Origin of the sequence: Moritella sp. (genome assembly GCF_033791185.1) — a bacterium.
Classification (GTDB): Bacteria; Pseudomonadota; Gammaproteobacteria; order Enterobacterales; family Moritellaceae; genus Moritella.
This window is the reverse complement of sequence record NZ_JASJHF010000147.1, coordinates 1-13,221: the sequence shown is the minus strand read 5'-3', so window position 1 is coordinate 13,221 and position 13,221 is coordinate 1. Positions and strand designations below refer to the sequence as shown.

Sequence of the window (13,221 nt, the reverse complement as noted above, 5' to 3'; positions counted from 1 at the left end):
CTGCAGAATAGAATAAGGGTTACAGGTTCATATGTTTATACAGTTTTCAAAGATGCACGGTCTGGGTAATGATTTCATGGTTGTAGACTGTGTTACCCAAAATGTATTTTTTAATAATGATAATATCCGTCGCTTGGCGGATAGAAATACCGGCATTGGCTTTGATCAACTACTCGTGGTTGAAGCGCCTTATGATCCTGAACTTGATTTTCATTATCGTATTTTTAATGCTGATGGTAGTGAAGTGGAACAGTGTGGCAATGGCGCTCGCTGTTTTGCCAGTTTTGTGCGCCATAAAGGTTTAACCAATAAAGATAAGATCGCGGTAAGCACCAGTGCCGGTAAGATCTCTTTGCAGGTTGAATACGATGGTCAGATCACGGTAAATATGGGGGTGCCAGAACTTGCCCCAGATAAAATTCCGTTTCGTGCTACTAAGCAAGAAAAAACCTATATTTTACGTACGCTAGACAGTACGGTGTTTTGTGGTGCAGTGTCGATGGGTAATCCGCATTGTGTCACGTTAGTGGATGATATCGATACCGCGCCATTAGCCGAACTTGGGCATGCGATCGCGCATCATGAACGTTTTCCGAATCGTGTTAATGCCGGTTTCATGCAAGTATTGTCACCGGATCATGCCAAGTTACGTGTTTATGAGCGTGGTGTTGGTGAAACACAAGCATGTGGCACGGGGGCGTGTGCGGCGGCGGTTGTTGGTCAACTGCAAGGTAAACTGGGTCAAGATGTGTGTATTGAACTGCCTGGCGGAAAATTACAAATATCATGGCAAGGTCCAGGTAAACCGGTATTTATGACCGGTCCTGCTACACATGTCTACGATGGGCAAATTAATATATGATCGATGTTAAAGCCTCGATGTTGATGACCGAAACGCCTGCTATTTCAGAACAAGATGTGATTGATTTTTTGCAGGCGGAACCAGATTTTTTTGTGCGTAATCATGAATTAGTTGATTCCTTAGCCATTTCTCATGGCGCGCAAGGTAGCGTGTCTTTAGTGACTTTACGGTTAGAACGACAGCGACAACGCATTGCTGATTTAGAGCTGCAGTTACAGCAATTAGTGGCGATTGCCGCTGACAACGATAAATTATTTCGCATCTATGCGGATATTTACACGGCACTGTTTCATTGTACTTCAGTGATGCAAATGCAACGTATCTTAGTCAATCAGATCCAATCGCAACTGCCTTTGGCTGCTGTTAATTTACATCTTAATGAAGCCTATTTTCACCTTAAGTCACAATATTTACCTTTAGCTATTTCAGCCGGACAATTGATTCGGATCCGTCAGCAACAGTTTGCAGGCGGCGATCACTACTTTGGTCCCGTTACAGGTGTGGATAAAGCTTTGCTGTTTGGTCAAGATGCTTTGGTTAACTCTGTCGCTTTAATGGCATTGGGCGAACGTGGTGAATACGGCTTACTCGCTATCGGTAGTGCCAACGGCGAACATTACCAATCGGGCATGGATAACTTGCTGTTAGGCCAGCTTTGCCGCATTATCTCTACCCTGTTACCGCAACTGATGCCTTTACGTGACCACGCCATCAAAAAATAATACCGCTGCAGGTAATGACTTACCTGCACCATGCGATCTGCCAGCACAATTGCTGAAACCGATTGAACGTTTTTTACGTTATATCACCAGTGAGCGGCAATTGAGTCTGCACACTGCGCGTAACTATCGCCGTCATCTGACCTTATTCGCCGCGCAAATGCTCACATTTCCGCTCACCGAGTGGCGCTCGCTTGATGCTGCACAAGTACGTAAGCTCGCGACCTTAAATCATAAACAAGGCCTTTCTCCGCGCAGCTTAGCCACTAAACTATCCGCATTACGCAGCTTTTGTGATTACCTGGTATTACAGGGCGATTTGACTGCTAACCCAGCTAAAGGGGTATCTGCACCGCGTCAGCATAAGTCGTTACCCAAAAATCTGGATGTTGATGAAATTAACCAATTATTAGCTGTATCCAATACGGAAGAAAAAGATGCTCCGTTTTTAGTGTTACGGGATAAAGCCATGATGGAGTTGATGTACTCCGCTGGTTTACGGTTAGATGAACTGGTTAATTTAGATTTGCAGGACGTCAAGTTACGGGATAAAACCATGCGGGTAATTGGTAAAGGTAATAAACAGCGCCAGTTACCTATCGGCAGTGTCGCGATCACCGCATTAAAAGAATGGTTAGTCGTACGAGGTGAATATGCTGACAGTGCGCAACCAGCATTATTTGTCAGTCAGCTGCGCCGTCGGATCTCGCATCGCAGCGTGCAAAGTCGTATGGCGAAGTGGGGGCAGCAACAAACATTAACCAGTCATGTTCACCCGCATAAATTACGCCATTCATTTGCCACCCATATGCTTGAATCAAGTGGCGATTTACGTGCAGTTCAGGAATTATTAGGGCATGCTAATATCAGTACCACCCAGATCTATACCAGTTTAGACTTTCAACATCTGGCTAAAGTGTATGATGCTGCTCATCCTCGCGCTAAAAAGAAAAATACAAAGGAAGACTGATGAAGTTCTATCGACGATTACAGCCGATTAAGGCCATGAGTTTTGATTTAGACGATACCTTATATGATAATTATCCGGTGGTTCGTCGCGCCGAAGCGTGGATGCATATGCATTTACGCAGCCAATATCCACATATCACTCATTTAGATAATAATGGCTGGTTACAGTTAAAACGCCATGTGATTCATCTCCAGCCCAGTTTGGTACATGATGTCAGTGCGATCCGCATTGCTTGTTTAACCACGTTATTTTTACGCCACGGTTACAGTGACGCTGAGGCTAATTCAGTTGCGCAGGGGATCTTTGCGCAAGTACTGGCCGTGCGCAGTGACTTTGTCGTGCCAGAACAAACCTTTGCGGTATTATCTGCACTCGCCAGTAAGATCCCATTGATTGCGGTGACTAATGGTAATGTCGATACCGATAAAATTGGCTTAACGCCGTTTTTTACCGCGGTAATAAAACCGGGTAATGGATTGAGAATGAAGCCATATCCAGACCTATTTTCACTGGCGGCAAAAACCTTGGAAGTACCACCACAACATATTCTCCATGTTGGTGATCATCTTAACTCCGATGTGGCAGGAGCGATCCGCAATGGTTTCATGTCAGCTTGGTTTAATGACCAACAACAATCGCTAATGACGAGTAGTAAAGCCAGTCATTTACCCGATATTGAAATAACGCACTTGGATGAATTAACAAGCCTGTTATAATCCCTCTATTCTACTGATTAAATATACAGTCTAAGGTGACTAAATTATGGATGTATCTCTCTTACTGGACGGCCTCAACGACAAGCAGCGTGATGCTGTTGCGGCACCACCATCGAGTATGCTGGTTTTAGCGGGTGCTGGTAGTGGTAAAACCAGAGTATTGGTACATCGCTTAGCGTGGTTAATGCAGGTTGAGCAATGCTCACCTTATTCTTTATTAGCGGTGACCTTTACCAATAAAGCGGCAGCAGAAATGCGTGGTCGTGTGGATAAATTATTACAAGGCCGTCAGCAAGGTATGTGGATTGGTACTTTCCATGGTATTGCTCATCGTCTATTACGCGCGCATCATTTAGATGCGGGTCTGCCTGCTGAATTCCAAATTATTGACAGTGATGATCAACTGCGGTTATTGAAACGGTTGATCAAAGCCATGAACCTCGATGAAAAACAATGGCCAGCGAAACAGGCAATGTGGTATATCGGTGGTAAAAAAGATGAAGGTCTACGTCCTGAACATTTGCAAGCCTATGATCCGATCGAACGTAACTGGATCAAGATTTATCAAGCTTATCAAGAATCTTGTGATCGCGCTGGTTTAGTCGATTTTGGCGAACTGTTATTACGTTCGCACGAGCTGTGGTTGCACAAACCGCATATTCTCGCTCATTATCAAGATCGTTTTTCCAACATTCTGGTCGACGAATTCCAAGATACCAATAACATTCAATATGCTTGGTTGCGTATGCTCACGGGCGATCATGGCAACTTGATGATCGTAGGTGATGACGACCAGTCTATTTATGGCTGGCGTGGTGCGCAAGTGGCTAATATTCAACGTTTCTTGACCGACTTTAATGGTGCTAAAACCATCAAGTTAGAACAAAACTACCGTTCGAGCAGTAATATTTTGAATGCCGCCAATGCCCTTATTGTTAATAACAGTGAACGCATGGGTAAAGAGTTATGGACTGAAGATAGCGAAGGCGAACCGATCTCTTTGTATGCCTCATTCAATGAAGTGGATGAAGCGCGCTTTGTGATCGGTCGTATTAAAGAATGGCAAGATCAAGGTGGCTCACTCAGTGACTGCGCGATCTTATACCGTAGCAATGCTCAATCGCGTGTGCTCGAGGATGCGTTACTGCAAGAGCAACTCGCGTATCGTATTTATGGTGGTTTGCGTTTCTTCGATCGTCTTGAAGTTAAAGATGCGATGGCGTATATGCGTCTGAAAAACAACCGTGACGATGATGCTGCATTTGAACGTATTGTCAATAAACCTACCCGCGGTATTGGTGAGCGTGCATTATCCTTATTGCGTGATGCGAGTCGTGAACAGGGGTCAACCTTGTGGCAAGCCGCGATCTATTTATTGGACAACAATTTGATCGCAGGCCGTGCGGCGAGTTCGATCCGTAAATTTGTAGAGTTGATCACCGAACTTGATAATGATGTTGCTGAATTAGCCCTGCATGAACAAATCGATCATGTGGTTTTATACTCAGGCTTGAAATCTATGTATCAGTTAGAGAAAGGTGAAAAAGCCCAATCTCGTATTGAAAACTTAGAGGAACTGGTTTCTGCAGCGCGTGGTTTTAAGATCCCAGATGATAGTGAAGAGATGACTGAGTTATCGGCATTTTTAGCGTTTGCAGTCTTAGAGTCTGCAGAAGGCCAAGCGGATGAGTTTGAAGATGCTGTGCAGTTGATGACATTACACTCAGCGAAAGGTCTGGAATTCCCTGTGGTATTCATGGTGGGTGTTGAAGAGGGCATGTTCCCAAGTCAGCAATCGACTGAAGAAGCAGGGCGTATGGAAGAAGAGCGCCGCCTTTGTTATGTCGGTATCACGCGTGCAATGAAAAAACTATATATCAGTTATGCTGAATCACGCCGTTTATACGGTAAAGAAATGAATCACCGTCCATCACGTTTCATTCGTGAAGTACCAGAAAAGTACATTGAAGAGATCCGCTTAAAAACCCAGATCCGCCAACCAACGCAATTTGGTCGCTTTAGTGCGGGTGCTGAAAAAATGTCATTTGAGTCGACCGGTTATCAATTAGGTCAACGAGTGCTGCATGCTAAATTTGGTGAGGGTATTGTGATGAACTATGAAGGTAGTGGTCCACAATGTCGTATTCAAATTGAGTTTGATCAACTTGGCAGTAAATGGCTCGTGGTTTCTTACGCGAGATTGCAGGCTCTATAGTAACACTCAACTTTTTGTAGTATAGTTGCGCGATTTTTTAGGATAGTATCACTGCATATTAACCGCTAATGTGGATGTTAGCGCTGCCTATGTGGCTACAGGGAGTTATTTTGATATTACGATTAATCGTCGCGCTTATGTGCTTATTCAGCTCATTTGCTTATTCTGCTTTATTTAAATCAGAAAATACGGCGTTATTAGGGCAATGGCTATCTGGGATACATAGAACAACTAACGATGTTATTCAAGGACGTAAAGTTCACATCGGCCTGCAAGTATTACCTATTTGGCAAGATAGTATTGATGGTGAGTGGTTATATATCGAAAGCCGTATTATTGGTTCTTCAAACAAACCATTTCGCCAGCGTATTTTACAACTAGTCGCCAGCCCGAATGGTTTTATCCGTTTATATAGCTATTCAATTCCGCGCGCCTCTGATTTTGCTGGCGCTTATTATTTTCCCGAAGTATTGCAGAGTTTAACTCAGTCTCAGCTCAGTATTAATAATAACTGTGAGTTATTGATTGAGCTAAAGGTGACCGGTACCTTTGTGGGGGAAACCGATTCGGATTCTTGTATGACCAATACCGGCATACCGTTGATGACGACATTTTTTGCAGTCTCTGAAGTGAATATTTCATTTTTAGATGGCGCTTATGACAAGTTTGGCAATTTAATGCCGGGTCAACTTGATAAACCAGTGACGTTTTTGAAACTTGAAGATTATCATGTGGGTCAATCAGCGAATTAAATTAGCACCCTCTTGAAGGTTAACATCGGGTGCTTAATAGGTCATTTATGTTGATAGGCCTGAGGCTATTAGGATTTTAGTTTTATCCGTTGATGGCGATTATGTTTAAGACCATCAACGCTAAATATCAGCAGCCCTGCCCAAATAAAGGTAAACGTCATCAGTGTTTCTGTGTTTACCACTTCTTCATACAGCGTCACACCAAGAATAAAGATCAATGTTGGACCTATGTATTGGAAGAAGCCTAATGTTGATAGCGGTAAGCGTACGGCAGCATGATTAAAGCATAATAGCGGCACCGTCGTGACAAACGCCGCACTGAGTAGCAGTAGATTAAGGTGTAAGCTATTGGCGCCGAGATTGGATGTCGCAGAATCTGCAAAGATAAATAAATAAATTGCAGCGACAGGCAGCATGATCATGGTTTCAATCAATAAACCCACCAGTGCATTAAGGTGTAACTTCTTGCGTAGCAAGCCATAGAAACCAAAGCTACAGCTTAATACCAAGGCTACCCAAGGTAGATAGCCTAAAGTGATGATTTGAATTAAGATCCCCACTACCGCAAATAAAATCGCCAACCACTGCAATTTACGTAACTTTTCAGATAAAAAAACCATGCCAAGCAAGACGTTTATAATCGGGTTAATAAAATAACCTAAACTGGCATCGAGTAAATGATCATTATTAACCGCCCAAATATAAGTTAACCAGTTAATACTGATCAGTAATGATGTGCACAGCAGTAATAACACATTCTTAGGTACGGATAATACCGACTTTACCATCGGCCATAATTTAAATAAGCTGAGTAATGCGGCGATTAAAATACAAGACCACAGCGCACGGTGGGCTAAGATCTCATAAGCTGGTACTTGCTGTAACTGTTTAAAGTAGAGTGGAGCCATGCCCCACATTACATAAGCGAGGATGGCAAATATCACCCCTTGCTTAGTATCATTGTTGGTTGTCATTGATTATGCCAGCGGTTTTTATAGGAATAAATAGGCCGGCTAGCATAACAATGATGGATAATCAGGGATAGTGATATTAATTATCTTTGTGGTTGGTTAGCCGACTAAATAGGTACCAGTACCAAAAGCGATGTGAACCCCTTCTTGATTATGTAATTCCATACGGGTGACGGCCACTTTATTGCCTGAGCGAATGATTTGCGCTGTAGCAGTGAACTCATCGCCCCAACCGGGACGTAAATAATCGACGCGTAAGTCGATGGTACCCAGTGATTTGAGGTTTTTATGGAAGTTGGCGGCACTTTTGGTGGCCATTTGTGGAATCGCTGCCGCGGCAACCAACATGCCGCCAGCGACATCAAGCAGACTTGCCGTCACACCGCCATGCAGTATTTTACGGATGGGATTACCAATCAACTTATCATCCATATTGATACATAGCTCAATGCTGTCAGTGGTGTAGCTGGTGATCCGCATGCCGAGCAGGTCGTTAAAGGGCATTTGGTTCATAAACATATCACTAATGAAATCCAACATTTGCTGTTCCGTGAGTTCTTGATCAATTACATCTTGCTCGGTCATTGTTTGCATGCATCCTGCTTAAGCTTTGTTGCTGTTAATTAATTAGTGAGTTACGTTAAGGTAGCTCACTTTCAAGCTAAATACACTTGAAATTGCATATTTGGCTGATTTTATTTTATGTGGATTTATTTTCTGGGATCAAGATGACACCTTGATAACCGCTTAAGGTGATCTTATCGATGACCTTACCAAGGCTGCCATCGGCATTCAGCCTGCGGTATTGACCCGGTAACTCAACGGTCGCTGTGGCCTGTTGGCTGAATGTTTTATTTTTACCATGCCGGTCGGTGTAGTAGAGGATTAACCCTTGTTGGTATTGTCGTGCAATTACCGCCGTCTTAGGGGGTTGTTCTTGTTGCCAAGGGAGTGTGCTCGCCGTTTGCTGGTGCAGGTAAAACCAATGGCTCGGGGTAATCGATAACAGCTGATTATTGACGCTGAGTTGGCTATCAATACTGCTAGCGATAATATTATTATCCGCATCGACATAACTGACAGCCGGGTAATTAGCCGGTGCAGCAATAGGTTTACCAATGTCATGGCGTAACATGCTGGTTGGTTGGTAAGCTACATTTTTAGGAATACCTGCTTGATAGAAATTATTGCTCTCGGTATTGGCACTAGAATAGTAAAAGCTATTATTCCATTGCTGGTAAAAATCGAGGCTTGGATTATTAAATAAATAAAATATCGCCAGATTGGTACTTTTATCATGTTCCCAGTTGGCTGCCGTATGACCTTGCCAGCTGACTCTGCCGCCTTTGCGGGTGTTTGCCATTAGTATGTTACGTTTCCCTTGCGCTGCTAGAACAAAGTGCTCCCAGTGTTGGAGTAGCCCATCCTTGTGAATTAAGCCCATGCTCGGGTGAATATAGTCTTCACGGACAAAGAAATTAAAACCGCTATTCACCGGCAGCAAGTCTGGTTGGGTAAATAAGTTCAAGTTGGAAATATTAGCACCTATCCAGCGTTCAGTGCCTGCTTGCTGTAATTGCTGGGTAAATGCACTGAGCTGTTGCCAATAGTGTGGACTGACTTGTTTGATTGGCAGTTGTAATTCCAATACCTTACCTTCATTGCTACTCGGGAATTGTACTTTTCCTGGGATCCGATATAAATCATCATTGTAAGCGCCGACAAAACCCTGTGCTTGCCAGTGCTGCTCTAGGTATTGAGCAAATAATTTACGGTTGGCGACGGTGAATAAATTGGTATAACAAAAGGAAGATTGTGGACTCCACATACGTCCCAGTGGTACGAGGCGTGCTTGATAGGGAAAGCGGGCACTGGCTTGTTGATTCTGACGCTGGGTATATTCCCGATCATCAATATAATTGTCTTTATTGGTATCGTTAATTGGATCCCAACCTGGAATGGTGACCTGCTGTTTATCCCCATTTTGAATGATGTTATACCAAGACGGTAGATTTATTGCCGAAAGTTGCAGTCCTGCGGATGGGGTATTTATAGTTATTTTGAGTGCAAAAAAACGGGCGTGTGCCACCGACGTTTGTTGGTTTAATACCGGGCTAAATGCCACTCTTGGCCAGCTCTTGGGTGGCAGCCAGTGCATTTTGGTTATATTACTCAGGGCACTTTTAGTTAATAGTTGCCAATTGGTGTCTTCATTTTTTGGGTGAGAGGCTGAACCGTCTACGGCACTATTTATAGCATTCGTCGCATAGGCAATATTAACGCTGGAATTGGCGAGTTGCTGGCCTTTGTCTTGATGATTAAATTGCAGGGTTAAGCCATCGAGCTTTTCTGATGAAAGCAGATACAGGGTCTGTTGGTTAACCAGTGTCACCGCTTGTTGCAATGGCATCGCTAGCAATTTAATTGGTGTGGCGTGTGAGTCGTTATTTTTAATTGCGACCACTTCTGGCACCCCATAAAGAGGGGTTAGATGGCCGTTGGTGTTTTTCGGTAATGCTATTTCAGTATCATTTTGGAAGTGTAAAAATAGTGACTCATAGTGTTGCTGAGATTGGGCGAGTTGGTGGCGTAAATACTGCTCTTTAACGCCCATTTTCCACTCTAATTTTTGGTTATACATATAATCGATTCTGGCGACCTTGGTGGTGGCGTGTTGATAATGGCCGCCAATACTAATATCAGCGTGCGCTTCTTCCCAACGAGAGACAATTTCAGGTGTGCTAAATTGTGGTTGCCAATCAGGCGCGGTTGCACTTTGTTGCTGGCCCGTTAATACCCAGGCTGTGCCTGCCGATGGAAATACTTGGCTGTTAGTTATCGGTGCGATAATAGTAAAACAAATAATTAAAATAACCTGTTTTAATATATTCAAGTTGAATGTCCTTTTCGATTAGCGAGTTACTACCTATTAACTACTTAGTTTAGGCCAATTTTGTTGACTGGATTATTTTGTTAATGCCCACATGCTTATTTTGTTTTTACTAGTGTTTGTTTACAGCATGTATATACTGCTAAAATCGTGGATTCGCAGATTCGATGAACTGCGCACACCAAATTATTTATATTGAGATCGAACCACCATGACTGCATCCGTTTCCCCTCTGCCATCAGCTCAACACGTGCTTGAAACTGTCTTTGGTTATCAACAATTCCGTATGGGTCAGGAAGAGGTGATCGCACATGCGGTTGCAGGTCTCGATAGCCTCGTTATCATGCCCACGGGTGGCGGTAAATCATTATGTTATCAAGTACCGGCATTGGTACGCGGTGGCTTAACGATTGTATTGAGTCCGTTAATTTCATTAATGAAAGATCAGGTCGATGCATTACGTGCTAGTGGTGTTGCGGCGGCGTATATGAATTCCACTTTGGCCCGCCAAGAGTCGGCGCAAATATTTAGTGATTTACACAATAACCGCTTACAAGTGTTGTATTTATCTCCGGAACGTTTGATGGTGGGGGATTTTTTACAGACCCTACAGCAGTTGCCAATCAGTTTGTTTGCCATTGATGAAGCCCATTGTATTTCTTCTTGGGGTCATGATTTTAGACCTGAATATAATGAATTAGGTAAGTTGAAACAGTTATTTCCGCATGTTCCTTTGATGGCACTAACGGCCACTGCAGATGATGCCACGCGCTTAGATATTCTTAATCAATTGCAAATGCATGATCCGAAAGTGAGTATGTCGAGTTTTGACCGACCTAATATTCGTTATTCGCTAGTGGAAAAATTTAAAGCATTAGATCAACTCAAACGTTATGTCAAACAACAAGATGGTGTCAGTGGCATTGTCTATTGCACCAGCCGTAAACGGGTTGAAGAAGTCGCGGAAGGGCTAAGTCGCGCAGGCTTTGATGCCAAACCTTATCATGCTGGTTTATCGCAGCAAGAACGCCAAGATACCCAAGAAACATTCATCCGTGATGAACTCGATATCGTGGTGGCGACCGTGGCATTTGGTATGGGGATTAATAAACCCAATGTCCGTTTTGTGGTGCATTATGACTTACCAAAAAATATCGAATCTTATTATCAAGAAACCGGCCGTGCGGGACGTGATGGTTTACCTGCCGAAGCGTTACTTATGTTTGATCCGGCGGATATAATGCGGGTGCGTTATATGGTTGAACAAACAGAGAATGAACAGCAGCAGCGGGTTGAAATGCATAAGCTCAATACCATGGTGGCCTTTGCTGAAGCACAAACCTGCCGTCGTCAGGTATTACTGAATTATTTTGGTGAGTTTAATGATAAGCCGTGTGGTAACTGCGATATTTGTTTGGATCCGCCGAAGCGTTATGACGGTGCCAAAGATGCGCAGATGGCGTTGTCGTGTGTATACCGTGTCGGCCAAGCCTTTGGTATGGCATATGTTGTTGATGTCTTGAGAGGCTCGCAGAACCAACGAGTGAAAGAACGTGGTCACGATAAGTTGTCGACGTTTGGCATTGGTAAGGCAAAATCGCAAGAACATTGGTTAAGTGTGTTACGCCAACTAATTCATAGCGGTTTATTACTGCAAAATATTACCCGCAGTTCGGTATTGCAGTTAACCGAAGCAGCACGACCGGTATTACGTGGTGAACAGGAACTCGAATTAGCCGAACCGCGCTTACAACCGATCACCAATGTCGATAAAGCGCCAAAACGCAGTAGCCGCATTGCTAACTTTAATTATGATCGCAAACTGTTTGCTGCCTTGCGTAAGTTACGTAAAGACATTGCGGATAGTGAAAATATTCCCCCGTATGTGGTGTTTAATGATGCGTCATTAGCGGAAATGGCCGAGATCAAACCGCAAAATGAAGCTGAAATGCTGGATATTAACGGGGTTGGCCACGTCAAGTTGGAACGCTTCGGTCGTCAATTTCTAACTAAAATAGCGGCTTACGATTAACAATACAGAGCAAACGTATTTAAGGATAAAACCATGAGCTGGACTCTCGCAACACAACAAGCAACGGCTAATATTTTGATGTTAGAGCATGCGACATTGAATTTTGAAAATTTTACCACCCTAGCGCCGACATTGGTTGAGTTAATCGCCGCGCGCGTATGTGATAAAAACTGGGGCGCTGATCGTCACGCTTGGGTATTAGAATACCAAGATATTAATTTGTTATTTGAATTTGAAGACTACACCGGCAGTGCATGGCTGGCGGTGGCCCGTGAAGAAGAGCAGGGCATGCTTGTTGAAATAGCAGCAAAGCTAACGCGCAGTTAGTTGTTCTTCGCCACTAAAAGATTTCTTCTTCGTTAAACCATAATTCAGCCTGTAAAGTCGTTGAAAAACTTTCAACTGCGATCGGGTTGATTGCTTCAAATTTTGTCATCACAGTATGCAACCATTTCGGTTCGGCAATAAACGCTATTTTATGCCAATACTGCCAATACTTTATCCCCATCATCGCATCATCAACTAACGCATGTAGCTCGAATCCGACAAAGTCATTGGCGAATATAACGCAGACATTCACTTGCTGATGCTGTTTGAGGATATCGGCGATCACTGGCGCTAATACGTTTTCGTAATCATGGTGGGTAATGGTTTGTGACAGGTTAATAAACAGATTGGCTTCAGATAGATTGATGATAGTGATCATGGACATCTCCGGGTGGCTGAATGTCCTGAGTTAGTGCACTAAGACATTAATTCGGGGGCGCAAAGCGGCTAACATTCATGATGATGCACTAATTATAGTCGCTATTTGCTGATAATTATTAATGTGTCGCGATTAGCCCGTAGCTATTATCTACTTTTCACAATAAACATACTGATCAGTACGCTAACAATAATAAAGGTCAGTGCAATCACGCTAAATGAAGCAATGCCAACAGTATCAGAGAAAAGATCGCTTAAAAGTTTAGTCCAGATATCCATCGTGTCATCCTTTATTAGTCAGTGATTATGTTATTGGTTACTTATTTATGGATAATCATAACAACTTGAAACACAAGGAAACTGATCCAGATCAGTGAATGGTTTTGTTA

13 protein-coding genes are annotated in these 13,221 nt (G+C 43.3%); 8 read left to right on the top strand and 5 right to left on the bottom strand.

The annotated features are described in order from the left end of the window. Window positions 1–31 precede the first annotated feature (31 nt). The 6 genes from dapF to QNK26_RS08675 all read left to right on the top strand — a co-directional run bounded on the left by dapF (window position 32) and on the right by QNK26_RS08675 (window position 6,234). Window positions 32–862: a diaminopimelate epimerase gene (gene dapF, locus QNK26_RS08700; RefSeq protein WP_319222272.1), complete on the top strand. Its 831-nt coding sequence runs from the start codon at window positions 32–34 to the stop codon at window positions 860–862. Beyond that, a complete protein-coding gene (locus QNK26_RS08695; RefSeq protein ID WP_319222271.1) occupies window positions 859–1,584 on the top strand; it encodes a DUF484 family protein in 726 nt (241 codons plus the stop codon). The genes dapF and QNK26_RS08695 overlap by 4 nt, the downstream gene beginning before the upstream one ends. Before the next feature lie 37 nt (window positions 1,585–1,621). Continuing rightward, window positions 1,622–2,551 (top strand): tyrosine recombinase XerC, encoded by a 930-nt coding sequence (gene xerC / locus QNK26_RS08690; RefSeq protein ID WP_319222312.1) that lies wholly within the window; start codon window positions 1,622–1,624, stop codon window positions 2,549–2,551. Beyond that, the gene (gene yigB / locus QNK26_RS08685) at window positions 2,551–3,267 is read left to right on the top strand and encodes a 5-amino-6-(5-phospho-D-ribitylamino)uracil phosphatase YigB (protein ID WP_319222270.1); all 717 of its coding nucleotides are present in this window, start codon (window positions 2,551–2,553) and stop codon (window positions 3,265–3,267) included. The genes xerC and yigB overlap by 1 nt, the downstream gene beginning before the upstream one ends. A gap of 46 nt (window positions 3,268–3,313) precedes the next feature. Continuing rightward, window positions 3,314–5,482, top strand: coding sequence for a DNA helicase II (gene uvrD, locus QNK26_RS08680; RefSeq protein ID WP_319222269.1), 2,169 nt, complete (start codon window positions 3,314–3,316; stop codon window positions 5,480–5,482). A 110-nt stretch (window positions 5,483–5,592) separates the two neighbouring features. Then, the gene (locus tag QNK26_RS08675; RefSeq protein WP_319222267.1) at window positions 5,593–6,234 is read left to right on the top strand and encodes a chromophore lyase CpcT/CpeT; all 642 of its coding nucleotides are present in this window, start codon (window positions 5,593–5,595) and stop codon (window positions 6,232–6,234) included. 68 nt (window positions 6,235–6,302) lie between these two features. Here QNK26_RS08675 and rarD read toward each other — a convergent pair whose 3' ends face one another. The 3 genes from rarD to QNK26_RS08660 all read right to left on the bottom strand — a co-directional run bounded on the left by rarD (window position 6,303) and on the right by QNK26_RS08660 (window position 10,098). Beyond that, window positions 6,303–7,208, bottom strand: a complete 906-nt coding sequence (gene rarD / locus QNK26_RS08670; RefSeq protein WP_319222265.1) for an EamA family transporter RarD — start codon at window positions 7,206–7,208, stop codon at window positions 6,303–6,305. Window positions 7,209–7,304: 96 nt separating this feature from the next. Continuing rightward, window positions 7,305–7,799, bottom strand: coding sequence for a thioesterase family protein (locus QNK26_RS08665; RefSeq protein WP_319222263.1), 495 nt, complete (start codon window positions 7,797–7,799; stop codon window positions 7,305–7,307). Window positions 7,800–7,905: 106 nt separating this feature from the next. Then, window positions 7,906–10,098: a hypothetical protein gene (locus QNK26_RS08660; RefSeq protein WP_319222261.1), complete on the bottom strand. Its 2,193-nt coding sequence runs from the start codon at window positions 10,096–10,098 to the stop codon at window positions 7,906–7,908. A gap of 208 nt (window positions 10,099–10,306) precedes the next feature. On the opposite strand from QNK26_RS08660, the gene recQ reads away from it, so the two are divergent. Together recQ and QNK26_RS08650 are read left to right on the top strand one after the other, a co-directional pair. Continuing rightward, window positions 10,307–12,127: a DNA helicase RecQ gene (gene recQ, locus QNK26_RS08655; RefSeq protein ID WP_319222259.1), complete on the top strand. Its 1,821-nt coding sequence runs from the start codon at window positions 10,307–10,309 to the stop codon at window positions 12,125–12,127. Between the two features lie 33 nt (window positions 12,128–12,160). Then, on the top strand, window positions 12,161–12,454 hold the full coding sequence (locus tag QNK26_RS08650; RefSeq protein ID WP_319222258.1) for a DUF3630 family protein: 294 nt from the start codon (window positions 12,161–12,163) through the stop codon (window positions 12,452–12,454). Window positions 12,455–12,467: 13 nt separating this feature from the next. Here QNK26_RS08650 and QNK26_RS08645 read toward each other — a convergent pair whose 3' ends face one another. Both QNK26_RS08645 and QNK26_RS08640 read right to left on the bottom strand, forming a co-directional pair. Next, on the bottom strand, window positions 12,468–12,833 hold the full coding sequence (locus QNK26_RS08645) for an STAS/SEC14 domain-containing protein (protein ID WP_319222257.1): 366 nt from the start codon (window positions 12,831–12,833) through the stop codon (window positions 12,468–12,470). Window positions 12,834–12,979: 146 nt separating this feature from the next. Further along, window positions 12,980–13,111 carry a DUF3149 domain-containing protein gene (locus QNK26_RS08640; RefSeq protein ID WP_101061649.1) on the bottom strand — a complete coding sequence of 44 codons (132 nt, stop codon included), beginning with the start codon at window positions 13,109–13,111 and terminating at the stop codon, window positions 12,980–12,982. Window positions 13,112–13,221: the final 110 nt, after the last annotated feature.